Annotated in this window: 17 protein-coding genes and 2 rRNA genes (1 of these 19 running past the window's edge); 14 read left to right on the forward strand and 5 right to left on the reverse strand. The window is 71.5% G+C overall.

All coding sequences use genetic code 11. From position 1 onward, the window contains the following. The 3 genes from OG349_RS28155 to OG349_RS28165 form a co-directional block, all read left to right on the forward strand. A 23S ribosomal RNA gene (locus tag OG349_RS28155) occupies positions 1–2,524 on the forward strand; it begins 600 nt to the left of the window's first position. A 110-nt stretch (positions 2,525–2,634) separates the two neighbouring features. Further along, a 5S ribosomal RNA gene (gene rrf / locus OG349_RS28160) occupies positions 2,635–2,751 on the forward strand. 1,289 nt (positions 2,752–4,040) lie between these two features. Further along, the gene (locus OG349_RS28165) at positions 4,041–4,769 is read left to right on the forward strand and encodes a hypothetical protein (protein WP_327238758.1); all 729 of its coding nucleotides are present in this window, start codon (positions 4,041–4,043) and stop codon (positions 4,767–4,769) included. Positions 4,770–4,827: 58 nt separating this feature from the next. Here OG349_RS28165 and OG349_RS28170 read toward each other — a convergent pair whose 3' ends face one another. Then, entirely contained in the window at positions 4,828–6,144 is a 1,317-nt protein-coding gene (locus OG349_RS28170) for a DUF1015 domain-containing protein (protein WP_327237247.1), read from the reverse strand. 73 nt (positions 6,145–6,217) lie between these two features. Between OG349_RS28170 and OG349_RS28175 the strand changes: the two genes are divergently transcribed. After that, positions 6,218–7,249, forward strand: a complete 1,032-nt coding sequence (locus tag OG349_RS28175; protein WP_327237248.1) for an HAD-IIA family hydrolase — start codon at positions 6,218–6,220, stop codon at positions 7,247–7,249. A 109-nt stretch (positions 7,250–7,358) separates the two neighbouring features. Here the strand turns inward: OG349_RS28175 and OG349_RS28180 are convergent, their stop codons facing one another. Next, a complete protein-coding gene (locus tag OG349_RS28180) occupies positions 7,359–8,213 on the reverse strand; it encodes a siderophore-interacting protein (RefSeq protein WP_327237249.1) in 855 nt (284 codons plus the stop codon). Between the two features lie 180 nt (positions 8,214–8,393). Here OG349_RS28180 and OG349_RS28185 point away from each other — a divergent pair, with 180 nt between their 5' ends. From OG349_RS28185 to OG349_RS28195, 3 genes are all read left to right on the forward strand, one after another. Further along, on the forward strand, positions 8,394–9,356 hold the full coding sequence (locus OG349_RS28185) for a FecCD family ABC transporter permease (protein ID WP_442806429.1): 963 nt from the start codon (positions 8,394–8,396) through the stop codon (positions 9,354–9,356). Further along, complete coding sequence (locus OG349_RS28190; protein ID WP_327237250.1) at positions 9,353–10,402, forward strand: FecCD family ABC transporter permease; 1,050 nt, start codon at positions 9,353–9,355, stop codon at positions 10,400–10,402. The genes OG349_RS28185 and OG349_RS28190 overlap by 4 nt, the downstream gene beginning before the upstream one ends. A gap of 98 nt (positions 10,403–10,500) precedes the next feature. Continuing rightward, positions 10,501–11,349 (forward strand): ABC transporter ATP-binding protein, encoded by an 849-nt coding sequence (locus tag OG349_RS28195; protein ID WP_327237251.1) that lies wholly within the window; start codon positions 10,501–10,503, stop codon positions 11,347–11,349. Here OG349_RS28195 and OG349_RS28200 read toward each other — a convergent pair. Further along, positions 11,297–11,644: a sterol-binding protein gene (locus OG349_RS28200; protein ID WP_327237252.1), complete on the reverse strand. Its 348-nt coding sequence runs from the start codon at positions 11,642–11,644 to the stop codon at positions 11,297–11,299. The two genes, OG349_RS28195 and OG349_RS28200, sit on opposite strands and share 53 nt — an antisense overlap. Positions 11,645–11,686: 42 nt before the next feature. On the opposite strand from OG349_RS28200, the gene OG349_RS28205 reads away from it, so the two are divergent. The 5 genes from OG349_RS28205 (at position 11,687) to OG349_RS28225 (ending at position 17,001) form a co-directional block, all read left to right on the forward strand. Further along, positions 11,687–12,040 carry a hypothetical protein gene (locus tag OG349_RS28205; protein WP_327237253.1) on the forward strand — a complete coding sequence of 118 codons (354 nt, stop codon included), beginning with the start codon at positions 11,687–11,689 and terminating at the stop codon, positions 12,038–12,040. 7 nt (positions 12,041–12,047) lie between these two features. Next, on the forward strand, positions 12,048–12,863 hold the full coding sequence (locus OG349_RS28210) for a TlyA family RNA methyltransferase (RefSeq protein ID WP_327237254.1): 816 nt from the start codon (positions 12,048–12,050) through the stop codon (positions 12,861–12,863). Positions 12,864–12,937: 74 nt separating this feature from the next. After that, positions 12,938–13,846, forward strand: coding sequence for an NAD kinase (locus OG349_RS28215; protein ID WP_327238760.1), 909 nt, complete (start codon positions 12,938–12,940; stop codon positions 13,844–13,846). Positions 13,847–13,989: 143 nt separating this feature from the next. Further along, on the forward strand, positions 13,990–15,762 hold the full coding sequence (recN, locus tag OG349_RS28220; protein WP_327237255.1) for a DNA repair protein RecN: 1,773 nt from the start codon (positions 13,990–13,992) through the stop codon (positions 15,760–15,762). A gap of 150 nt (positions 15,763–15,912) precedes the next feature. Continuing rightward, positions 15,913–17,001, forward strand: a complete 1,089-nt coding sequence (locus OG349_RS28225; RefSeq protein ID WP_327237256.1) for a glycosyltransferase family 4 protein — start codon at positions 15,913–15,915, stop codon at positions 16,999–17,001. A gap of 33 nt (positions 17,002–17,034) precedes the next feature. On the opposite strand, the gene OG349_RS28230 is transcribed toward OG349_RS28225, so the two are convergent. Further along, positions 17,035–18,675, reverse strand: a complete 1,641-nt coding sequence (locus tag OG349_RS28230) for a PucR family transcriptional regulator (protein ID WP_327237257.1) — start codon at positions 18,673–18,675, stop codon at positions 17,035–17,037. A 110-nt stretch (positions 18,676–18,785) separates the two neighbouring features. Continuing rightward, on the reverse strand, positions 18,786–20,594 hold the full coding sequence (locus OG349_RS28235; protein ID WP_327238761.1) for a glycoside hydrolase family 15 protein: 1,809 nt from the start codon (positions 20,592–20,594) through the stop codon (positions 18,786–18,788). A 462-nt stretch (positions 20,595–21,056) separates the two neighbouring features. On the opposite strand from OG349_RS28235, the gene OG349_RS28240 reads away from it, so the two are divergent. Continuing rightward, complete coding sequence (locus tag OG349_RS28240) at positions 21,057–22,727, forward strand: CTP synthase (RefSeq protein ID WP_161310575.1); 1,671 nt, start codon at positions 21,057–21,059, stop codon at positions 22,725–22,727. A 99-nt stretch (positions 22,728–22,826) separates the two neighbouring features. Beyond that, entirely contained in the window at positions 22,827–23,453 is a 627-nt protein-coding gene (locus tag OG349_RS28245) for an NUDIX hydrolase (RefSeq protein ID WP_327237258.1), read from the forward strand. Positions 23,454–24,077 lie beyond the last annotated feature (624 nt).

Genomic DNA, 24,077 nt, shown 5'->3' on the forward strand with positions numbered 1-24,077 from the left:
ACCGTGTGCCTACAAGCCGTGGGAGCGTCGCTCTATGTGTTTACACATAGGGTCGTGACTGCGTGCCTTTTGAAGAATGAGCCTGCGAGTTTGCGGTGTGTTGCGAGGTTAACCCGTGTGGGGAAGCCGTAGCGAAAGCGAGTCCGAATAGGGCGGTATAGTAGCGCGCTCAAGACCCGAAGCGGAGTGATCTAGCCATGGGCAGGTTGAAGCGGCTGTAAGAGGTCGTGGAGGACCGAACCCACCAGGGTTGAAAACCTGGGGGATGACCTGTGGTTAGGGGTGAAAGGCCAATCAAACTCCGTGATAGCTGGTTCTCCCCGAAATGCATTTAGGTGCAGCGTCGTGTGTTTCTTGCCGGAGGTAGAGCACTGGATAGGCGATGGGCCCTACCGGGTTACTGACCTTAGCCAAACTCCGAATGCCGGTAAGTGAGAGCGCGGCAGTGAGACTGTGGGGGATAAGCTCCATGGTCGAGAGGGAAACAGCCCAGAGCATCGACTAAGGCCCCTAAGCGTACGCTAAGTGGGAAAGGATGTGGAGTCGCAGAGACAACCAGGAGGTTGGCTTAGAAGCAGCCACCCTTTAAAGAGTGCGTAATAGCTCACTGGTCAAGTGATTCCGCGCCGACAATGTAGCGGGGCTCAAGCGTACCGCCGAAGTCGTGTCATTCACATATATAGCCCCAACGGGTGTGTGGATGGGTAGGGGAGCGTCGTGTGCCGGGTGAAGCCGCAGCGGAAGCTAGTAGTGGACGGTTCACGAGTGAGAATGCAGGCATGAGTAGCGATACACACGTGAGAAACGTGTGCGCCGATTGACTAAGGGTTCCTGGGTCAAGCTGATCTGCCCAGGGTAAGTCGGGACCTAAGGCGAGGCCGACAGGCGTAGTCGATGGACAACCGGTTGATATTCCGGTACCCGCTTTGAAACGCCCAGTATCGAATCCATTAATGCTAAGGCCGTGAAGCCGTCCTGGAGCCTTCGGGCAAAGGGGAGTGGTGGAGCCGTCGAACCAAGGTGGTAGTAGGTAAGCGATGGGGTGACGCAGGAAGGTAGTCCAGCCCGGGCGGTGGTAGTCCCGGGGTAAGGGTGTAGGGCGTGTGATAGGCAAATCCGTCACACATGAGTCTGAGACCTGATGCCGAGCCGATTGTGGTGAAGTGGATGATCCTATGCTGTCGAGAAAAGCCTCTAGCGAGTTTCATGGCGGCCCGTACCCTAAACCGACTCAGGTGGTCTGGTAGAGAATACCGAGGCGTTCGGGTGAACTATGGTTAAGGAACTCGGCAAAATGCCCCCGTAACTTCGGGAGAAGGGGGGCCATCTTGGGTGACGGAATTTACTTCCTGAGCTTGGGGTGGCCGCAGAGACCAGCGAGAAGCGACTGTTTACTAAAAACACAGGTCCGTGCGAAGCCGTAAGGCGATGTATACGGACTGACGCCTGCCCGGTGCTGGAACGTTAAGGGGACCGGTTAGTCACATTTCGGTGTGGCGAGGCTGAGAACTTAAGCGCCAGTAAACGGCGGTGGTAACTATAACCATCCTAAGGTAGCGAAATTCCTTGTCGGGTAAGTTCCGACCTGCACGAATGGCGTAACGACTTCTCGACTGTCTCAACCATAGGCCCGGTGAAATTGCACTACGAGTAAAGATGCTCGTTTCGCGCAGCAGGACGGAAAGACCCCGGGACCTTTACTATAGTTTGATATTGGTGTTCGGTTCGGCTTGTGTAGGATAGGTGGGAGACTGTGAAGCTTGGACGCCAGTTCAGGTGGAGTCGTCGTTGAAATACCACTCTGGTCGTGCTGGATGTCTAACCTGGGTCCGTGATCCGGATCAGGGACAGTGTCTGATGGGTAGTTTAACTGGGGCGGTTGCCTCCTAAAGAGTAACGGAGGCGCCCAAAGGTTCCCTCAGCCTGGTTGGTAATCAGGTGTTGAGTGTAAGTGCACAAGGGAGCTTGACTGTGAGACCGACGGGTCGAGCAGGGACGAAAGTCGGGACTAGTGATCCGGCGGTGGCTTGTGGAAGCGCCGTCGCTCAACGGATAAAAGGTACCCCGGGGATAACAGGCTGATCTTCCCCAAGAGTCCATATCGACGGGATGGTTTGGCACCTCGATGTCGGCTCGTCGCATCCTGGGGCTGGAGTCGGTCCCAAGGGTTGGGCTGTTCGCCCATTAAAGCGGTACGCGAGCTGGGTTTAGAACGTCGTGAGACAGTTCGGTCCCTATCCGCTGTGCGCGTAGGAGTTTTGAGAAGGGCTGTCCCTAGTACGAGAGGACCGGGACGGACGAACCTCTGGTGTGCCAGTTGTTCTGCCAAGGGCATGGCTGGTTGGCTACGTTCGGGAGGGATAACCGCTGAAAGCATCTAAGCGGGAAGCCTGCTTCGAGATGAGAACTCCCACCCCCTTTGAGGGGTTAAGGCTCCCAGTAGACGACTGGGTTGATAGGCCAGATGTGGAAGACCGGTAACGGTCGAAGCTGACTGGTACTAATAGGCCGAGGGCTTGTCCTCAGTTGCTCGCGTCCACTGTGTAGTTCCCGGGTTGCGAACTGTCGCACCGGTTGAACTAGCGTCTTTTACTCAATTGAAGAGTGTGCTTGTTCGCTAGAGCCCGATAGGGTTTCGGTGGTCACAGCGTGAGGGAAACGCCCGGTTACATTCCGAACCCGGAAGCTAAGCCTCACAGCGCCGATGGTACTGCAGGGGGGACCCTGTGGGAGAGTAGGACGCCGCCGAACAATCTTTCAAGGACCCTTGGTCCAGCGTTCATGCTGGACCAAGGGTCCTTTTTGTTTTTCCCGTACTTCTTTCCCGACGCGCGTCCGAAGGTCGGCCGCGCGAGAATTACTGCGGTACCCGCAGACAGGAGCCACCGATGTCCCCCAATTCCTCCGACGACCGACCTGAGCGCGAGCCACGTCGCAGCAGGGACAGCGGTGGCGACCGGGGTGGGTTCCGTGGCGGCCGTCCCGCAGGTGCGGGCGCCTCCGGCGGTGCTGGTGGTGGTCGCTCCGGTACGGGCGGCAGGCCCAGCACGGGCGGCCGGCCGAGTACCGGTGGCAGGCCCAACACCGGTGGTGGGGCCCCTCGCCGCGACGACCGTGGTGGTCGGCCCACCGGTGGTGGCGCGGGCGGCGGTTACCAGCGGCGTGACGACCGGCCTTCGGGGCCCCGTCGTGACGACCGTGGCGAAGGCAGGCCCTCGTTCCGTGGCGACCGGCGTGACGACCGCCCGAGCGGTCCGCGCCGTGACGACCGGCCAACTGGCAGCGGTCCGCGCCGTGATGACGACCGTGGTGGCCGTCCCGGTGGTTCCGGTGGTTCCGGCGGCGGCCGTCCCAGCACGGGTGGTGGCCCGGCCCGTCGTGACGACAGGGGTGGCCGTCCCACCGGTGGTGGGGCGAGTGGCGGTTACCAGCGTCGTGACGACCGTTCCGCCGGCCCCCGGCGCGACGATCGTTCCAGCGCTCCCCGTCGTGACAACAACGACCGTCCTCCCTTCAAGCGGGACGACAACCGGGGCGGTGGCGGTGGCTTCCAGCGCCGTGACGACCGGCCCAGCACGCCCCGGCGCGACGACGACCGGCCCGCGTTCCGGCGGGACGACCGGCGTGACGAGCGCCCCAGCACCCCTCGCCGCGATGACGACCGGTCCGGTTTCCGTCGTGACGACCGGTCCACCGGTGGGCCCCGTCGTGACGACAGCCGTGGTGGGCGTCCCACCGGTGGTGGTGCGGGCGGCGGTTACCAGCGCCGCGACGACCGGCCGGGCGGCAGTGGTCCCCGGCGGGACAACGACCGCGGCAGCGATCGTGGTGGCCGTCCTTCGTCCGGCGGCGGTGGGTACGCCCGCCGTGACGACCGGGGCGGGCGCCCCGGCGGCGGCTACGGCAGCCGGGACGGCGAGCGCGGGACCGGTTACGCGCGGCGCGACGAGCGCGAGCGCGACCGGGAGCCCATCAAGCGGCTGCCGATCCCTGACGAGATCACCGGTCAGGAGGTCGACAAGAGCGTGCGGCAGGAGCTGATGAGCCTGCCCAAGACGCTCGCCGACGACGTCGCCAGGAACCTCGTCATGGTCGCCCAGCTGATCGACGACGACCCGGAGCAGGCGTACGCGTACTCCCGTATCGCCCTGCGGCTCGCCTCCCGGGTCGCGGCCGTCCGCGAGGCGGCCGGCTTCGCCGCGTACGCCACCCAGAAGTACGCGGAGGCGCTCGCCGAGTTCCGGGCCGCGAAGCGGATGACCGGGAACGTCGACCTGTGGCCCGTGATGGCGGACTGCGAGCGCGGCCTCGGCCGTCCGGAGCGCGCGATGGCGATGGCCGGCGAGCCCGAGGTGGCCAAGCTCGACAAGGCCGGTCAGGTCGAGATGCGGATGGTCGCGGCCGGAGCGCGGCGGGACATGGGGCAGATCGAGGCCGCCATCGTCACGTTGCAGGGCCCCGAGCTGGCGTCCCACTCCGTACAGCCGTGGACCGCGCGCCTTCGCTACGCCTACGCCGACGCTCTGCTGTCGGCCGGGCGTGAGGACGAGGCGCGCGAATGGTTCGGCAAGACCGTCGAGGCGGACAAGGACGCCGCGACGGACGCCTCGGACCGTCTCGCCGAGCTGGACGGGGTCGAGTTCGTCGACGCCCTGGTCGATGACGAGGACGACGAGGACGACGAGGTCGACAACGACGTCGAGGTCGAGGTCGCGGCCGACCTGGACGACGACGAGGACGAAGACGAAGACGAAGACACCAAGCACTGAGCTGTGAGGCGAGTGGGCGGCACCCCGACCGGGGTCCGCCCACTCGCCTTTTTCCGTTTCAGCCCAGCGTCAGGCTCCGCAGGACAAGTCCGGTCGCCGGCTTGGGGCCGAACGACGTCGACTTGCGCGGCATCGTGACTCCCTGGCGCGCGAGGTCCCGTACGACCTCCTCGCGTACCGGATGCATCAGCACCGCCGTCCCCCCGACCCGTTCGGCCTGGGTGACGGCCGCCGCCGTGTCGTGCAGATAGGCGATGTGCTCGGGCGCGTCCGGGATCCGCCAGAGGTGGTCGAGCAGCGTGGAGTGCAGGACCGTCGCGTCCAGTTCCCGCCAGGCGGCGGGCTGTTCCGCCGGTACCGTACGGGCCAGCAGGCCCTCGTCCGGGCGGTCCACCAGGTGGAAGCGGCCGTCCCCGGCCAGCAGGTACGCGTTGCTCTCCGACGCGGCTTCCGCCAGTACGGCCAGGGCCTCCGGCAGCGGGACGTCGAGCGTACGGACCCGGAACGTGTCCCCGATCGCGTCCAGGGCCCGCGCGACCGGAAGCCGGTGCAGCAGCCGGTGGATGGCGCGGACCTGGAGCGGGTAGCGGGCCGTGTCGATCAGCAGGACAAGACCGAAGTCCCAGGGGCTGCCCGCCGGATGCTCGGTGCGCAGCCGCAGGTAGGTCGCCCAGCGGTGGTGCCCGTCGGCGATGAGCGCCTGGTGGCGCGCGAGGTCGGTCCGGATCTCGGCGAGGTCGGCGGGGTCCGTGACGGACCACAGGCGGTGGGCGAAGCCGTCCTCGGTGGTGGTGGCGAGGAGCGGCGGCCGGGTGAGGGTGCGTCCGATGACCGCGCCCGTACCGGTCGGGACTGCCTCCGTAGCGGCGTCCGTAGCGGCGGTGGAGTTCTCGGACCGGTACGTCAGCAGCAGCGGTTCGAGGTTCGCCGCCGTCGTCCGCATCAGGGCCGCCCGGTCCTCCACCACGTCCGCCATCACGTCCTCGTGCGGCAGGACGATCCCGTCGGCCGGGACGGACAGCTCCAGCGCCCCGATGACCCCGCGTTGCAGCAGATCGCCCTTGCGCTGCTCGTAGACGTACAGGGCAGGTTCCGGATCGGCGGCGAGGATGCCCTCCGCCAGCCACCGCGCGAGTGTCTGTGCCGCTTGCAGGTGCCTCTCCCCGGCGGTGGCGGCCTGCGGCAGGATCAGCCGGACGATGTTGTACGGGTCCGCCGACTCCAGGTGGTGGAGTCCGTCGGGCCTGATGACCACGTCGTACGGCGGGGAGGTCACGGCGGACAGGCTGCCCACCCGCTCGGGGACGTAGCGCAGTCCGCGGATCGGGATCAGGCGCAGACCTCTGTTCTCGTCCGGCGGACCTGTGGTGTTCATCCGTGCATCGTATGTGGGGTAAGGGATGAGCGATGATCGGGGGAGATGTCCCGAGCGAGGAGCGGAAGACTCGATGAGCGAGCAGCAGAGCACGACCAGGCCCCGCGGCAGTACGACACCGCTGAACGAGGCGTACGACACGGCTCTGCTCGATCTCGACGGGGTGGTGTACACAGGCGGTGAGGCCATCGCGCACGCGGTGGACGCGCTGGGTACGGCCCGGGAGGCGGGGATGCGTCTGGCGTACGTCACCAACAACGCCCTGCGCCCCCCGGACGCCGTCGCCGCGCACCTGACGGAGTTGGGGGTGCCGGCCGATCCCGCCGATGTGATCACCTCGGCGCAGGCGGTCGCCCGGCTGATCGCCGAGCAGGTGCCCGACGGTTCCAAGGTGCTCGTCATCGGGGGCGAGGGGCTGCGGGTCGCGCTGCGCGAACGCGGCCTCGAACCGGTCGAGTCGGCGGACGACGGGCCGGTCGCGGTGGCGCAGGGGTACGGAGGGCCCGACCTGGCCTGGGGGCGGTTCGCGGAGGCCGGTTACGCGATCGCCCGGGGCGTGCCGTGGTTCGCCTCCAACACGGATCTGACGATTCCGAGCGCGCGGGGCATCGCGCCGGGCAACGGCGCGGCCGTCGAGGTCGTGCGGATCGCGACGGGCGCGGAGCCGCGGGTCGCGGGGAAGCCGCTGCCTCCGATGCACCGCGAGACGATCCTCCGTACGGGGGCGGAGCGGCCGTTGGTCGTCGGGGACCGGCTGGACACGGACATCGAGGGCGCGTTCAACGGCGGGGTCGACTCGCTGCTGGTCCTGACCGGGGTGACGGACGCGGCGCGCCTGCTCGCGGCGGTGCCCGCGCACCGGCCGACGTATGTGGACGCGGATCTGCGGGGGTTGCTGACCGGGCAGCCCGAAGTCGCCGAGGTGGAAGGCGGGTTCGGCTGCGGGGGATGGACGGCGTCCGTGCGGGGCGGCGAGTTGGCGCTCGCGGGGGACGGCGGGGCGATGGACGGGCTGCGGGCGCTGTGCGCGGCGGCGTGGACCCACGCGGGGGAGGGGGCGGCCGACCTGGACGCGGGCAAGGCGCTGGCCAAGCTCGACCTGTAGGGCTGTGGGGCTGTGGGGCTGTGGGGCTGTAGGGCGGGTACGGGGCTGATGGCGCGAGGCTGGTGGGGCGAAGCCGGTGGTACGGGCCCGGCGGTGCGGGCCCGTCCCCTCAGGCGTCCTCGTCCGCCTGGAGCAGCTGGTCCTCCGAGGTCCCGCGCCGCCAGTAGCCGGTGAACTTCACGGCCCTGCGGTCGAATCCGCGCTCCGCGACGAGGTGGCGCCGTACCGCCTTCACCGTCGCCGACTCACCGGCGACCCACGCGTACGGCGTGCCCGGCGGCAGGGTGGCGGCGCGGATCGCGTCGGCGGTGGTGGGGGAGTCGCCGTGTGTGTCCCGTACCAGCCAGGTGATCTCGGCGTCGGCCTTGGTGGGGAGGTCCTGGCGGTCCTCCCGGTCGTGGAGGTCGATCCAGACGCGGGCCGGGATGCCGGGCGCCAGGGATTCGAGGATGCCGGCGAGGGCGGGGAGCGCGGAGGCGTCGCCGGTGAGCAGGATCCAGTCGGCGGTCTCGGGCGGGCGGAAGTCGTAGCCGAGGTTGTCCTCCTCCACGGGGGCGAGGAGACCGAGCCGGGCGCCGGGGGCCGCCGCACCGGCCCAGCGTGCGGCGGGTCCGGCCGCCGGGTCGTCCGCGCCGCCGTGCAGCGCGAAGTCGACGACCACCTCGGAGGGTTCGCGGCGCAGTTCGCGGACGGTGTACGTCCGCATGATGCCGCGGACGTCCGGGTCGAGCGCGCGCCAGTTCTCGTACCAGTCGTCGGAGTCCGTCTCCATGGGCGGCATGACGGGTCTGTCCTGGCCGGGGTGCGGCAGGAAGAGCTTGACGCGCTGGTCGCGGCCCGCCGTGGCCATGGCGGCGAGGCCGGCGCCGCCGAGGACGACGCGGAGCATGCCGGGGGTGATCCGCTCGGTGCGGATCACATGGACGTCGAAGTACCGGTACGGGACGTGGGAGACGGTGCTCATACGATGCCCTTCCTCGATGTTTTGCGAGGGTAGGCTAACCTAACCACGTGTGGGTCGACAGTCCCCCCGAACAGAGCCGGGCGCAGAGCCGGGCGTCCCTGGCGCGGCAGCCGGACGCCTCGGGCCCCCGCTCCCGCCTCGGGCCCCCGCTCCCGGCGCCGCCTGCGCGCGGCCGGGCTGCTGGTCTCCGTGGGTGTCCTGCTGCTGGTCTGCGTGGCGAGCATCGCGATCGGCGCCAAGTCCGTCCCCCTGGGGGACGTGTGGCACGGGCTGTTCCATGACACCGGCACCGGGAACGACGTGATCGTCTCGGACGTACGGCTGCCCCGGACCGTCCTCGGAGTGCTCGTCGGAGCCGCCCTGGGCCTCTCCGGGGCCGTGATGCAGGGCCTGACCCGTAACCCGCTCGCGGAGCCCGGCCTGTTGGGCGTGAACGCGGGGGCGTCCGCCGCCGTCGTCTCCGCCATCAGCTTCCTCGGCGTCACCTCGGTCACCGGCTATGTGTGGTTCGCCTTCCTCGGCGCGGGGGTCGTCTCGGCGGCCGTGTACGTCCTCGGCGGCACCCGGGGGGCCACGCCCGTACGTCTCGCGCTCGCGGGCACCGCCGCGACGGCCGCCCTCTACGGCTACGTCAACGCCGTCCAGTTGCTCGACTCGGCCGCGCTCGACCGGCTGCGGTTCTGGACCGTCGGCTCGCTCGCGTCGGCCGATCTGCCGACCGTCGGCAAGGTGGGGCCGTTCATCGCCGCCGGGGTGGTGGTCGCCGCGCTGATCGCCCGGCCGCTGAACGCCATGGAGCTGGGCGACGACACCGCCCGCGCGCTCGGCGCGCACCTGACCCGTACCCGCGTTCTCGCCATGCTCTCCGTCACGCTGCTGTGCGGCGCGGCGACCGCCGCGTGCGGGCCGGTCGTCTTCGTCGGGCTGATGGTGCCGCACCTCGTACGCGCCCTCACCGGCCCCGACATGCGGTGGATCCTGCCGTACGCGGCCGTCCTGTCGCCGGTCCTGCTGCTGGGCGCGGACGTGCTCGGCCGGGTGGTCGCCCGGCCCTCGGAACTCCAGGTCGGGATCGTCACCGCGCTGGTCGGCGGGCCCGTCTTCATCCATCTCGTACGGCGCAAGAGGATGGCCCGGCTGTGACCGCGTCCTCCGGCGGGGTGCGGGCGATACGGACGCCCGGCGGCCTGTCCGTACGGTTCGACCGCCGGGCCGCCCTCGTCGTCCTGCTGCTCACCGCCGCCGCGCTGGCCACCACAGTGGTGCTCGTCGGCCACGGCGACCACCCCCTGTCCCCCCGTGACGTCGTCGCCACCCTGCTCGGGAACGGCACGCCCGCCCAGGAGTTCATCGTCAGGGAGGTACGGCTGCCGCGCGTCCTGGTGGGGCTGCTGGTCGGCGCGGCCCTCGGCATCGGGGGCGCCGTCTTCCAGTCCGTCACCCGCAATCCGCTCGGCAGCCCCGATGTCATCGGCTTCGGGCAGGGGGCGGCCGTCGGCGCGCTGAGCGTGATCGTCCTCTTCCACGGCGGGGCGGTCGCCGTCGCGGGCGGCGCGGTCGTCGGCGGGACCGCGACCGGGATCGCGGTCTACCTGCTGGCGTGGAAGCGCGGGGTGCACGGCTACCGGCTGGTGCTCGTCGGGATCGGCGCGGCGGCCATGCTCACCGCCGCCAACCAGTACCTGGTCACCAAGGCCGACCTGGTCGACGCGACCCGGGCCGTCCTGTGGATGACCGGTTCGCTCGACGGGCGCGACTGGGCACAGGTGTGGCCGCTGCTCGTCCTGTGCGCGGTCCTCGTCCCGCTGATCCTCGGGTACGGACGGCCGCTGCGGATGCTGGAGATGGGCGACGACGCGGCGTACGCGCTCGGGGTACGGGTCGAGCGCACCCGGCTCGTCCTGATGGGCGCGGCCGTGGTGCTGGTCGCCGCGGCGACCGCCGCCGCCGGGCCCCTCTCCTTCGTGGCGCTCAGCGCGCCCCAGCTGGTCCGCCGGCTCACCCGCTCGCCCGGTCCCCAGCTGGGCCCGGCCGCCGTGATGGGCGCGGTCCTGCTGCTCGTCGCGGACCTGCTGGCCACCTCGGCGTTCGGGGACCGGCAGTTGCCCGTGGGGGTGGTGACGGGGGTGCTCGGCGGGTGCTATCTGCTGTGGCTGCTGGTCGCCGAGCGCAGGGCGGGGCGCGTGTGAGAAGGGCCCGTGCGACGGCGCGTACCCATAGGACAGCGCGTACCCAAACGACAGCTCGTACCGACCAGAACCCCGCCCCCGGAAGCAGGAGCACGACCATGCAGCGCCTCACCGCGGAAGCCGTGACCCTCGGCTACGACCGGCGGGTCATCGCCCGCGACCTGTCCGTGGCGATCCCCGACCACTCCTTCACGGTGATCGTCGGGCCGAACGCCTGCGGCAAGTCGACCCTGTTGCGCGCGCTCTCCCGGATGCTCAGGCCCACCCGGGGACAGGTCCTGCCGGACGGTACGGCCCTCCACACGATGCCCGCCAAGAAGGTCGCCAGGACCCTCGGCCTGCTGCCGCAGTCCTCCCTCGCGCCCGACGGCATCACCGTGGCCGACCTCGTGGCGCGCGGCCGCTACCCGCACCAGGGCACGCTGCGCCAGTGGTCGCCCGACGACGAGCGGATCGTCGGGGAGTCGATGGCGTCGACCGGCGTCGCGGACCTGGCGGGGCGCCATGTCGACGAACTGTCCGGCGGGCAGCGCCAGCGCGTCTGGATCGCGATGGCGCTCGCCCAGCGGACCCCGCTGCTGCTGCTCGACGAGCCCACCACGTTCCTGGACATCCAGCACCAGATCGATGTGCTCGACCTCTGCGCCGAGCTGCACGAGACGGGCGGCCGCACCCTGGTCGCCGTCCTGCACGACCTCAACCACGCGGCCCGCTACGCCACCCACCTCATCGCGATGCGCGACGGGGAGATCGTCGCGCAGGGCCCGCCGGCGGAGATCGTCACCGCGGCCCTGGTGGAGCGGGTGTTCGGGCTGCGCTGCCAGGTGATCGAGGACCCGGAGACGGGCACCCCCCTGGTCGTCCCGGCGAGCCGGGAACGCCGGGCGCCGGCCGTCAGAGCAGCGCGCGCAGGCGCAGCAGGTCCCGGAAGCCCGCCTCCAGCCTGACCCGTCCCGAGGCCCAGGCGCGCGCGAAGTGCAGCTCGCCGTCGACCAGCGCCACCAGGTCGTCCCCCGTCATCGCCAGGCGGATCTGCGCCTTGTCGGGCGGCGGCCCCGGCACGCTGTCCCTCACCTCGATCCGGCCGCCCACCAGCTCGCCCCGGAACGTGAGGTCCAGATCGGTGATGTGGCAGCTCAGGGAACGGTCGAAGCCGGCCGCGGTACGGATGTCCCCGTCCGCGCCCGCCAGATTGTCCGAGAGCTTCTCGAGTGCGCTGCGGCACTCCTCCTTCGTCGCCATCGTGAGCGACGGTACCGCAGGGCTTCGGGGTAGCGTCTGGGCATGAACGACTCCGTGGCGGACCCGCACGACTCCCCGGCGCCCCCGGCCGGTCCCGACCCCGGGCAGGAGCCCGGCACGACCAGCTCCCCGGCGCCCGCCTCACCGCCCGCCTTCGAGCCGGCCGCCCCCCGGCCGCTCGGGGTGGAACGGGTGCCGACCGGCGACCCCGCCGCGGACGAGCTGCTCACGCGGCTGGCCGACGCCGACCACCTCCCCGCCGACGGGCACCAGGAGGTGTACGAGGATGTGCACCGGGGGCTGCGCGACGCGCTGACCGCGCTCGACGCACGCCCGGCCCCGCAGGGACCCCCGGCGCCCCCGGCGACCTCTCACGCGTACGACCACAGGAGCTGAACCGAACGTGGCAGGACTGGCACGCCGCCGTCTCGATGCCGAACTGGTACGCCGCAAACTCGCCCGCTCCCGCGAGCACGCGAGCCAGCTGATCGCCGCGGGCCGGGTGAAGGTCGGCGGTGCCGTCGCGACCAAACCCGCCACCCAGGTGGAGACCAGCGCCGCCGTGGTCGTCACCGAGGACGACGGCGACCCCGACTACGTGTCACGCGGCGGGCACAAACTCGCGGGCGCGCTCGCCGCGTTCACCCCCCTCGGCCTCACCGTCGAGGGCCGCAGGGCCCTGGACGCCGGCGCCTCCACGGGCGGCTTCACGGACGTGCTGCTGCGGGCCGGGGCCGGCCACGTGGTCGCGGTCGACGTCGGATACGGACAACTCGCCTGGTCGCTCAGGGGCGATGAACGGGTCACCGTCAAGGACCGTACGAACGTGCGGGAGTTGACGCTCGACCAGATCGGAGGTGAGCCCGTGGACGTGATCGTGGGTGACCTCTCGTTCATCCCGCTCGGCCTGGTGCTGCCCGCGATGGTGCGCTGCGCCGCCCCCGGCGCGGACCTCGTCCTGATGGTCAAACCACAGTTCGAGATCGGCAAGGAGCGGCTGGGCAACGGAGGTGTCGTCCGCAGCCCCGAGCTGCGCGCGGAGACCGTACGGGCCGTGGCCCGGCGGGCCGCCGCGCTGGGCCTCGGGGTGCGCGGTGTCACCGCCAGTCCGCTGCCCGGGCCCTCCGGGAACGTCGAGTACTTTCTGTGGCTCCACGCCGGAGCGCCCGAACTCGATCCGGCGGACGTCGACCGTGCAGTGGCGGAGGGACCCCGTTGACCACGAACACGACCTTGACCCCGAACACGACCTTGACCGCGGACACCACCTTGACCGCGAACACCGGCGACACCATGAACATCACCGGCGAACCACGTACCGTCTTCCTCCTCGCGCACACCGGCAGACCCGCGGCCATCCGCAGCGCGGAACTGGTCGTGACCGGGCTGCTGCGCAACGGCATCGGGGTACGGGTGCTGGCGGGCGAGGCCGTCGACCTGCCGCTGCCGTCGTCCGTGGAGACCGTTCCCGAGGCCACCCCCGGTGTCCTCGAAGGCTGTGAGCTGCTGATCGTGCTCGGCGGCGACGGCACGTTGCTGCGCGGCGCCGCGTTCGCCCGCGCCTCCGGTGTGCCGATGCTCGGCGTCAACCTCGGCCGGGTCGGGTTCCTCGCCGAGGCGGAGCGCGACGACCTGGACAAGGTGGTCGCCCGGGTCGTCAGCCGGGACTACGAGGTCGAGGAGCGGATGACGATAGACGTCGTCGTGCACAGCAACGGCGACGTCGTCCACCGGGACTGGGCCCTCAACGAGGCCGCCGTCCAGAAGGTGTCGCCCGAACGGATGCTGGAGGTCGTCCTGGAGATCGACGGCCGCCCGGTCACCGGCTTCGGCTGCGACGGCATCATCTGCGCCACCCCTACCGGCTCGACGGCGTACGCCTTCTCGGCCGGCGGGCCCGTGGTGTGGCCCGAGGTGGAGGCGCTGCTGATGGTGCCGATCAGCGCCCACGCGCTGTTCGCGAAGCCGCTGGTCACCTCGCCGACCACCGTCCTGGCGGTGGAGGTGCAGCCGAACACCCCCAACGGGGTCCTGTGGTGCGACGGGCGCAGGACCGTCGAGCTGCCGCCGGGCGCGCGGGTGGAGGTGCGGCGCGGGGCCGTGCCCGTACGGCTGGCCCGGCTTCACCACGCTTCCTTCACGGACCGGCTGGTGGCCAAGTTCGCGCTGCCGGTCTCCGGCTGGCGCGGGGCGCCGCACTGAGCCGTACCGGCGGGCGTGCGCAGGTCAGGGCGGGTGCCTGAGGTACGGAGAGGGCCGCGCGACCGGTCGTACGGAAGGCTGGACACCGTACGTCCGTGCGAATGGGGGGTGGGGTCCGTCGCACGGCGGCCCCCGGACCTCGTATGGTCATGACCGTGTTGGAGGAGATGCGGATACGGTCGCTCGGGGTCATCGACGACGCGGTCGTCGAGCTGTCGCCCGGCTTCACGGCGGTGACCGGTGAGACCGGCGCGGGCAAGACCATGGTCGTCACCAGCCTCGGGCTGCTGCTCGGCGGACGGGCCGACGCCGCCCTGGTGCGGATCGGCGCGAAGGCGGCGGTCGTCGAGGGGCGGATCACGCTGTCCCCGGGCGATCCGGCGGCGGTACGGGCCGAGGAGGCCGGTGCCGAGCTGGACGACGGCGCGCTGCTCATCAGCAGGACCGTCTCGGCCGAGGGGCGCTCGCGCGCCCACATCGGCGGGCGTTCCGTGCCGGTGGGGGTGCTGGCCGAGCTGGCGGACGACCTCGTCGCCGTACACGGCCAGACCGACCAGCAGGGCCTCCTGCGGCCCGCGCGGCAGCGGCAGGCCCTCGACCGGTACGCGGGCGCGACGGTCACGGACCCGCACGCCACGTACGCGGCGGCCTACCGCAGGCTGCGGGCGGTCGCCACCGAGGTGGACGAACTGACCACCCGCGCCAGGGAACGGGCGCAGGAGGCCGACCTGCTGCGCTTCGGCCTGGCGGAGATCGCCGGGGTCGAACCGCTGCCGGGCGAGGACGTCGAACTGGCCGCCGAGGCCGAGCGGCTGGGCCACGCGGAGGCGCTGGCCTCCGCCGCGTCCGTCGCCCACGCGGCGCTCGCGGGCAACCCCGAGGACCCGGAGGCCGTCGACGCGACCACGCTCGTCGGGGGCGCGGGACGGGCCCTGGACGCCGTACGGGCGCACGATCCGGCCCTCGCCGGGCTCGCCGAGCGGATGGGGGAGATCTCCATCCTGCTGGCGGACGTGGCCGGGGAGCTGGCGGGATACGCCGACAACCTGGACGCCGATCCGCTGCGGCTGGCCGCGGTGGAGGAGCGCCGGGCGTCCCTCACCTCCCTGACCCGCAAGTACGGCGTGTACGGCAAAGATATCGACGGTGTCCTCGTCTGGGCCGAGGAGAGCACGGCGCGGCTGGCCGAACTGGAAGGCGACGACGAGCGGATCGGCGAGCTGACGGCGGAGCGGGACGCGCTGCGCGCCGAACTGTCCGGCCTCGCCCAGGCGTTGACCGACGCCAGGTCGGCGGCGGCGGCGCTCTTCGCGGAGGCCGTCACGGCGGAGCTGGCCTCGCTGGCCATGCCCCACGCGCGGGTGTCGTTCGACATCCGGCAGACGGAGGCGGCCGACGAGACGTCCGGCATCGAGGTGGGCGGCCGGTCGGTCGTGTACGGCCCGCACGGCGTCGACGAGATCGAACTGCTCCTGGCCCCGCACCCGGGCGCCCAGCCCCGGCCGATCGCCAAGGGCGCCTCGGGCGGTGAGCTGTCCCGCGTGATGCTCGCCGTGGAGGTGGTCTTCGCGGGCTCCGACCCGGTGCCGACGTACCTCTTCGACGAGGTCGACGCGGGGGTCGGCGGCAAGGCGGCGGTCGAGGTGGGCCGCCGGCTGGCCAAACTCGCCCAGTCCGCGCAGGTGGTGGTGGTCACCCACCTCCCCCAGGTCGCGGCGTTCGCCGACCGCCAGCTGCTGGTCGAGAAGACCAACGACGGCTCGGTGACGCGCTCGGGTGTGACGGTCCTGGAAGGCGAGGACCGGGTAAGGGAGTTGTCGCGGATGCTCGCGGGGCAGGAGGACTCGGAGACGGCCCGCGCCCACGCCGAGGAACTCCTCGCCACGGCCCGCGCCGACGGCCCGCGCGGCGGCTGACCTCCCTCTCCACGTGTCACCCGGTTGGGTGAATCCGGCGGGGGAGTTGAGGCGGCGGACACACGAACGACGCATCCGCGGTGTCGGAACGTGCGTACGGACTGGCATCCTTGACGTACCCCCCGATCCCGACCCAGGAGCCTTGGCCACGTGACACCACTGCGTACGGTCCAGGTGCTCGGCGGCGGCAGCGCGGGCAGCAGTGCGCACGTCCGCTCCCTGGCGGCCGGCCTGGTCGCCAGGGGAGTGCGCGTGACCGTGTGCGCCCCCGCCGATCTGGAGCGCTCGTACGACTTCGGCGGCGCCGGGGCCCACCACGTACCGGTACCGAGGCGCGGGGACCCGGCGGCGGTCGCCGCGCTGCGGGCGGTCTGCGCGGGCGCCGACGTGGTGCACGCGCACGGACTGCACGCCGCCGCGCGGACCGCGCTCGCGCTGGGCGGGCAGCGGGTGCCGCTCGTCGTCACCTGGCACACCCGCTCGCAGGGCGAGGGCGCGCGCGGATCACTGATGCGGCTGCTGGAGCGACGGGTCGTCAGGACGGCGGCGGTGGTCCTCGGCACCTCCTCGGAGCTGGTCGACCAGGCCCGGGAGCGCGGGGCGCGCGACGCCCGGCTCGCCCCGCTCGCGGTGCCGGCCGCGCGCCCGCTCCCCGACGGCCCACGGAACAAGGCCCGCGCCGAACTGGGCGCGGCCGACCGCCCGTTGCTGATGGCCGTCGGCGCGCTCGTCCCGCATCAGGGGTACGACACCCTGCTCGACGCGGCCGCCGCGTGGCGCGGCCTCGACCCCGTCCCGCTGCTCGTCGTCGCGGGCGAGGGCCGGGAGCGGGCGCGGCTCCAGCGCCGTATCGACAGCGGGGACCTGCCCGTCCACCTGGTCGGCCGCCGCGACGACGTCGGCGAACTCCTCGACGCCGCCGACCTGGTGCTGCTCTCCAGCCGCTGGGAGGCCCGCTCCGTCCTCGCGCAGGAAACGCTGCGCCTCGGCGTGCCGCTGGTCGCCACGGCGGTCGGCGGCAACCCCGATCTGGTGGGCGACGCGGCGGAGTTGGTGCCGTACGGCGACTCGGTGGCGCTCTCGGCGGCGGTGGTACGGCTCCTCGGCGACGCGGACCGGAGGAAGGAACTCGCCGCGGCGGGCCGGGCGCAGGCGGCGACGTGGCCGACGGAAGAGGATTCGATCGCTCAGATGCTCAGCGTCTACGACGAGTTGACGCAGCCGCGACGGGTGCGCTGAGCGGGGCGTCGCTGTGTCGCCCGGCGGGCCTGATCAGGGCGCGTGGCGGCGGGCGCGCAGCGCCAGGCTCAGGGCCAGGACCGTCTGCGGGTCGTCCAGGTCCGTGCCCAGCAGCTCCGCGATCCGCGCCAGCCGGTTGTACAGCGTCTGGCGGTTCAGATGCAGCTCGCGCGCCGTCTCCGCCTTGCGGCCCGCGTGCGCCAGGAAGACCTCCAGGGTAGGCAGCAGAGCCGGCCGCGCGGTCCTGTCGTGGGCGCGCAGCGGGCCGATCGCGCGGTCCACGAAGGCCGCCAGGTCCGGGTGGTCCCGCAGCCGCCACAGCAGCAGGTCGATGTCCAGGCGGCGGGCGTCGTACCACGGCAGGTCGGTGAGGCCCTGCGCCGCCGTCGCGGTCTCGGCCGCGTGCCGCAGCCCCGCGCTCGCCGCCGCCCAGTTGCCGGGCACCCCGACCACCACGACCGGCGGCTGCGCGCCCGGCCGCTCCAGGCCCGCGCGCTCCACACCGGCCCGCAGCGCCGTCGCGACCCGGTCCGCCACCGCCGTACGCTCACCGTCGGAGCGCAGCCCCAGCAGCAGCGGCACCCGGCCCTCCACCGGACGTACCCCCAGCAGCACCGGCACACCCACGGAGGACAGCTCTTCCAGTACGGCTCTCGCCAGCAGCGCCCAGTTGCCGGACGGCGCCAGCTCCGAGGCCAGCCGCATCACCACGGGGAGCAGCGGCCCGTCGCCCGGCCGGAAGCCCAGCACCCTCGCCTGCGCGGGCGCGTCCTCGGCGCGGATGCGGCCCCCGGCGAGATCCGTCAGGAAGTCGCCGCGCCCCCGCGCCGCCAGTTCTTCGTCCTGGCGGGCCTGCATCAGCACCACCGCCAGGATGCCCGCCGCGCGTTCCGCCGCCATCCGGTGCACCGGCAGCAGCGGCGCCGACACGGCGGGGAGGACCAGCCGGGCCCGTACCGCGCCCGAACCGTGCCCGCCGCCCGGCACGTCCACCAGCACGGCGCCCGCCGGCGGCCCCGCCGCGCGGGCCGCGCGCTGCCCGCGCAGCCCCTCCCAGATCTGGAGCGGATCGGCGGCGGCGGGCGCCGAGGCGGGCCCCGCCGCCGGGGCCGCCGCGTAGAGCAGCCGTCCCTCCGCCGTCTCCAGGAAGACCGGATTGGCCGCGAAGTCGGCGAGGATCCGCAGCACCTGCGGCACCCCGCCCCCGTCGAGCAGCGCCTCCGTACAGCGCCGGTGGACCTCCTCGGCCCGGCGCAGCAGTGCGTAGTGCCCGTTGACGATCTCGGTGTGCACCTCTTCGGTCACCGTCACGAAGGGCACCTCGCGGTGGAGCTGCACGAGCGGCAGCCCGGCCGCCCCGGCCGTCTCCACGAGCGTGGCGGGCAGCCGGTCGAACCGCGGCCCCAGCTCGACCACGAGCGCCGCGATCCCCCGCTCGGCGAGCGCGCGGACGAAGGCCCGCTGCTCGGCGGGCCGGGTGCCGAGGCCCAGTCCTGTGGTGAGGAGCAGCTCGCCGCCCTTGAGGAGCGAGGCGATGTTCGGGACCTCCCCGGCGTGCACCCAGCGCACCGTACGGTTCAGCCGGTCCGCGCCCGCGACGACCTCGGGCAGCCCGGCACGGAGTCCTGGCAGCTCCAGCGCGCGCTGCACGGTGATCCCGTCCTGGCTCTCCATAGAAGCGGAGGCTACCCGTACCGGTACGTTCCGGTCACCGCCCGCCGAGTCCGCCCACGCACGTGGGGCCCCGCCCGGAAGGACGGGGCCCCACACGCGTGCGGTGCCGCTCAGCCCCCGTAAGCGCCCGACGCCGTCAGGCGCAGTGCCGTGTCGATCAGGGGCACGTGGCTGAACGCCTGCGGGAAGTTGCCGACCTGGCGCTTGAGGCGCGGGTCCCACTCCTCCGCCAGCAGGCCCAGGTCGTTGCGCAGGTCCAGCAGCTTCTCGAAGAGCTTGCGGGCCTCGTCGACGCGGCCGATCATCGCGAGATCGTCGGCGAGCCAGAACGAGCACGCGAGGAAGGCGCCCTCGTCGCCCTCCAGGCCGTCCACGCCCGCCTCGGAGCCGGTGGTCGGGTAGCGCATGATGAAGCCGTCCTCCGTGGACAGCTCCCGCTGGATCGCCTCGATCGTGCCGATGACGCGCTTGTCGTCCGGGGGGAGGAAGCCCATCTGCGGGATCAGCAGCAGCGACGCGTCCAGCTCCTTGGAGCCGTACGACTGCGTGAAGGTGTTCCGCTCCTTGTCGTACCCCTTCTCGCAGACATCGTGGTGGATGTCGTCCCGCAGTTCGCGCCAGCGCTCCAGCGGCCCGTCCGCGTCCCCGGACTCGATGAGCTTGATCGTGCGGTCGACCGCGACCCACGCCATCACCTTCGAGTGGACGAAGTGCCGGCGCGGCCCGCGGACCTCCCAGATGCCCTCGTCCGGCTGGTCCCAGTGCTTCTCCAGGTAGCGGATCAGCTTCAACTGGAGCAGCGAGGCGTAGTCGTTGCGGGCCAGGCCCGTCATGTGCGCCAGGTGCAGCGCCTCGGTGACCTCGCCGTACACGTCCAGCTGGAGCTGGTGCGCGGCGCCGTTGCCGACCCGGACCGGGCCCGAACGCTCGTACCCCGGCAGCCAGTCCAGCTCCGCCTCGCCCAACTCCCGCTCACCGGCGATGCCGTACATGATCTGGAGGTTCTCCGGGTCGCCCGCGACGGCCCGCAGCAGCCACTCGCGCCAGGCGCGGGCCTCCTCGCGGTAGCCGGTGCGCAGCAGCGAGGAGAGTGTGATCGCGGCGTCGCGCAGCCAGGTGTAGCGGTAGTCCCAGTTCCGGACGCCGCCGATCTCCTCCGGCAGGGAGGTCGTCGGGGCGGCGACGATGCCGCCCGTCGGCGCGTACGTGAGGGCCTTGAGGGTGATCAGCGAGCGGACCACTGCCTCTCTGTAAGGGCCGTGATACGTACAGTGCTCGACCCATTCACGCCAAAAATCTGACGTGGCGTCCAGCGAGCCCTCGGGGTCGGGCAGCGCGGGCGGCTCTTTGTGCGAGGGCTGCCAGCTGATGGTGAAGGCGACGCGGTCGCCGGGCGCCACGGTGAAGTCGGAGTACGTCGTGAGGTCCTTGCCGTACGTCTCCGTCTCGGTGTCCAGCCAGACCGAGTCGGGGCCCGCGACGGCGACCGTACGGTTGTCGACCTTGTGGACCCACGGGGTCACCCGGCCGTAGCTGAACCGCATCCGCAGGGCGGAGCGCATGGGCACCCGGCCGCTGACGCCCTCCACGATCCGGATGAGCTGCGGGGCGCCGTCACGGGGCGGCATGAAGTCCGTCACGCGGACCGTGCCGCGCGGCGTGTCCCACTCCGATTCCAGGATCAGTGAATCCCCGCGGTAGTGGCGCCGCGCGGCCCTCGGGGGCTCGGAACCCGCCGCGTACGCGGGTCCGAGCCGCCAGAAGCCGTGCTCGTCCGTGCCGAGCAGGGCCGCGAAAACGGCGTGTGAGTCGAAGCGGGGCAGGCACAGCCAGTCGACTGTGCCGTCCCGGCAGACCAGGGCGGCGGTCTGCATGTCTCCGATGAGTGCGTAATCCTCGATGCGCCCGGCCACGTGCATCTCCAGTCGAACGGCCACGTTCGCCCCGAAGGGCGATAACTGCGGTCTAAGGGTCGTTGACGAGCATGTTTTCCGGGAACACGGGCGGGGTGGTGCCGTTTGCCGGCCTGCATCGGCAGCGAATGTCCGAGCAGGATACGACGCACCTCGGAGTTCCGCGCCACGCTCCCGGCAACATGGGTCCGCCGAACGGGTGAGCCAAGGGTGACGCGGCGGGAATCCCGGGGAATCCGGGGGAATCCGGCGGGACCCGCGGGGCGGGGCCGCCGCCGCCGTGTGGCCGGAACCAGCCTCCCTTCGGCGCTGATACCCTGGTAGCCCGTGGACCGGTGGACTCCCTTGCTCAGCAATGAGGCCCCGAACCCGCAGCGACGGTGGCCTCCCGGAGAATCCCTCCGAGACTCTCAGGGCCCGGCACCGGCACGCACCTCAGACCGCGACCACGGGAGCCCCGTCTTGGCCATGCCGAACCGATCCTCGACACCCTCGACGACCAAGCACATCTTCGTCACCGGGGGTGTCGCGTCCTCCCTCGGCAAGGGCCTGACCGCCTCCAGTCTGGGTGCGCTGCTCAAGGCGCGCGGCCTGCGGGTCACCATGCAGAAGCTCGACCCGTACCTGAACGTCGACCCCGGCACGATGAACCCGTTCCAGCACGGTGAGGTGTTCGTCACCAACGACGGCGCCGAGACCGACCTGGACATCGGCCACTACGAGCGCTTCCTCGACGTCGACCTCGACGGCTCGGCCAACGTCACCACCGGCCAGGTCTACTCGACGGTCATCGCCAAGGAGCGGCGCGGTGAGTACCTGGGCGACACGGTCCAGGTCATCCCGCACATCACCAACGAGATCAAGCACCGCATCCGGCGGATGGCGACCGACGACGTCGACGTCGTGATCACCGAGGTCGGCGGCACGGTCGGCGACATCGAGTCCCAGCCTTTCCTGGAGACCGTGCGCCAGGTGCGCCACGAGGTGGGCCGCGACAACGTGTTCGTGGTCCACATCTCCCTGCTGCCGTACATCGGCCCGTCCGGCGAGCTGAAGACCAAGCCGACCCAGCACTCGGTCGCCGCGCTGCGGAGCATCGGCATCCAGCCCGACGCGATCGTGCTGCGCGCCGACCGGGACGTGCCGCTGTCCATCAAGCGCAAGATCTCGCTGATGTGCGACGTGGACGAGGACGCCGTCGTCGCCGCGATCGACGCCAAGTCGATCTACGACATCCCCAAGGTCCTGCACACCGAGGGCCTGGACGCCTATGTCGTACGGAAGCTGGACCTGCCGTTCCGTGACGTGGACTGGACGGTCTGGGACGACCTGCTGGACCGCGTCCACAACCCCGACCACGAGGTCACGGTCGCGCTGGTCGGCAAGTACATCGACCTCCCCGACGCGTACCTGTCGGTGACCGAGGCCATCCGCGCGGGCGGCTTCGCCAACCGGGCGCGCGTCACGGTCAAGTGGGTCACCTCGGACGACTGCAAGACCCCGGCGGGCGCCGCGCGGCAGCTGGAGGACGTGGACGGGATCCTGATCCCGGGCGGCTTCGGCGAGCGGGGTGTGACCGGCAAGGTCGGCGCGATCCGGTACGCCCGCGAGAACAAGGTGCCGCTGCTGGGCTTGTGCCTGGGCCTCCAGTGCATCGTGATCGAGGCGGCGCGCAACGTCGCGGAGATCCCGGACGCCAACTCCACCGAGTTCGACTCCGGTACGGCGCACCCGGTGATCTCCACGATGGAGGAGCAGCTCGCGTACGTGGAAGGCGCCGGGGACCTCGGCGGCACGATGCGGCTCGGCCTCTACCCGGCGAAGCTCGCCGAGGGTTCCATCGTGCGGGAGGTGCACGCCGGGGAGCCGTACGTGGAGGAGCGCCACCGCCACCGCTACGAGGTCAACAACGCGTACCGCGCGGAGCTGGAGAAGAAGGCCGGCCTGGTCTTCTCCGGTACGTCCCCGGACAACAAGCTCGTCGAGTACGTCGAGTACCCCCGCGAGGTGCACCCGTACCTCGTGGCGACCCAGGCGCACCCGGAACTGCGGTCCCGTCCGACCCGGCCGCACCCGCTGTTCGCGGGCCTGGTGAAGGCCGCGGTGGAGCGCCGGGCGGCGCAACTGCGGGACAACTGACCGCCCGGCTGTTAGCGATACGGTAGGCACCGGGGTGCGGGTCCTTCGGGACCGGCGCCCCGGTTTCCGCTGGTGCGCTGCTGTGTGGGAGGACGTTTCATGACCATCGAGGACGCTCCGGAAGAGTGGCGGGTCACCGCGACCACGGTCCCCTTCCGCGGGAACAAGACCAGCGTCCGTACGGATGATGTCGTCATGCCCGACGGCGCGACCGTCTCCCGCGACTACCAGGTGCACCCCGGGTCCGTGGCGATCCTCGCGCTGGACGACGACGGCCGGGTGGTGGTGCTGCGCCAGTACCGGCACCCCGTACGCCACAAGCTCTGGGAGATCCCGGCCGGCCTGCTCGACGTACCGGGCGAGAACCCGCTGCACGCGGCGCAGCGGGAGCTGTACGAGGAGGCGTACGTCAAGGCCGGGGACTGGCGGGTGCTGACGGACGTGTACCCGTCGCCGGGCGGCTCGGACGAGGCGGTACGGATCTTCCTCGCCCGGGACCTGTCGGAGGCGGGGGGCGCGCGCTTCGAGGTCGCCGAGGAGGAGGCGGACATGGAGCTGGCGCGGGTGGAACTCGCCGACCTGGTGCGGGGCGTGATCCGGGGCGAGCTGCACAACACGTGCCTCGCGGTGGGGGTGCTGGCGCTGTCGGCGGTGCTGGCGGGGGACGGGGTCGAGGCGCTGCGTCCGGCGGAGTCGCCGTGGCCGGCGCGGCCGTTCACGTCCTGAGACCTTGGGTCCGCTGCCTCCGGTCTGAAGAAATGCTGATCCGATTGGGGGACTTGTCCGCTCTGCCTCACCCGGTCGGTCGCAGAGAGTGAACTACGCTCGAATCGCCCGCGCGGAAACCCGCCGGGCTCGGCTCGTGCGCAGGCGGACGGAGCGTGGCCCGTGACGGATCAGGCGGTGGACATGGACGCCCTGGGCGGCTCCGCCGCCTCGGACGCGGGGACCGACGGGACGCCGGGCACGCGGGGCGAGCGGGCGGGTGGCGCGGATGGCGCCGGGGGCGCCGGGGGCGCCGGTGCGGGCCGTGGGAAGACCGCGAAGTCCGGGAAGGCCGTGAAGACCGGGGACAACGGAAAGTCCCCCAAGGGCGCGAAGAGCGGCAAGAAGCGCCCCCGGGCGGCGAAGAAGGCGGCCGGCGCGACGGAGCCGGCCGGGGAAGACGTGGGCACGGCGGTGGCGGGTGGGGTGGACGTGACGGACTCCGACGAGGGGCGGGCGGGGCCGCCGTTGTCGGCCGGTACGGGGCCGGTGCCGCCGGACGTGGCTCCCTCGCCCGCCACGGAGGAGCCGGTTGCCGGGCCTCCCGCGCACTCCTCCGCCCCGGACGGCGCGCCCGGCCCGGCG

The sequence above is a fragment of the Streptomyces sp. NBC_01317 genome, from assembly GCF_035961655.1.
In the GTDB taxonomy this organism is placed as follows: Bacteria; Actinomycetota; Actinomycetes; order Streptomycetales; family Streptomycetaceae; genus Streptomyces.

What these genes read in the sequence shown, in the direction of transcription:
- OG349_RS28215 (WP_327238760.1), top strand. Translation starts at nt 12,938, where the DNA reads ATGAACATCACCGGCGAACCACGTACCGTCTTCCTCCTCGCGCACACC.
- recN (WP_327237255.1), top strand. Translation starts at nt 13,990, where the DNA reads ATGGTCATGACCGTGTTGGAGGAGATGCGGATACGGTCGCTCGGGGTC.
- OG349_RS28170 (WP_327237247.1), bottom strand. Translation starts at nt 6,144, where the DNA reads ATGAACACCACAGGTCCGCCGGACGAGAACAGAGGTCTGCGCCTGATC.
- OG349_RS28195 (WP_327237251.1), top strand. Translation starts at nt 10,501, where the DNA reads ATGCAGCGCCTCACCGCGGAAGCCGTGACCCTCGGCTACGACCGGCGG.
- OG349_RS28245 (WP_327237258.1), top strand. Translation starts at nt 22,827, where the DNA reads ATGACCATCGAGGACGCTCCGGAAGAGTGGCGGGTCACCGCGACCACG.
- OG349_RS28200 (WP_327237252.1), bottom strand. Translation starts at nt 11,644, where the DNA reads ATGGCGACGAAGGAGGAGTGCCGCAGCGCACTCGAGAAGCTCTCGGAC.
- OG349_RS28230 (WP_327237257.1), bottom strand. Translation starts at nt 18,675, where the DNA reads ATGGAGAGCCAGGACGGGATCACCGTGCAGCGCGCGCTGGAGCTGCCA.
- OG349_RS28235 (WP_327238761.1), bottom strand. Translation starts at nt 20,594, where the DNA reads ATGCACGTGGCCGGGCGCATCGAGGATTACGCACTCATCGGAGACATG.
- OG349_RS28240 (WP_161310575.1), top strand. Translation starts at nt 21,057, where the DNA reads ATGCCGAACCGATCCTCGACACCCTCGACGACCAAGCACATCTTCGTC.
- OG349_RS28180 (WP_327237249.1), bottom strand. Translation starts at nt 8,213, where the DNA reads ATGAGCACCGTCTCCCACGTCCCGTACCGGTACTTCGACGTCCATGTG.
- OG349_RS28165 (WP_327238758.1), top strand. Translation starts at nt 4,041, where the DNA reads ATGAGCCTGCCCAAGACGCTCGCCGACGACGTCGCCAGGAACCTCGTC.
- OG349_RS28175 (WP_327237248.1), top strand. Translation starts at nt 6,218, where the DNA reads ATGAGCGAGCAGCAGAGCACGACCAGGCCCCGCGGCAGTACGACACCG.
- OG349_RS28205 (WP_327237253.1), top strand. Translation starts at nt 11,687, where the DNA reads ATGAACGACTCCGTGGCGGACCCGCACGACTCCCCGGCGCCCCCGGCC.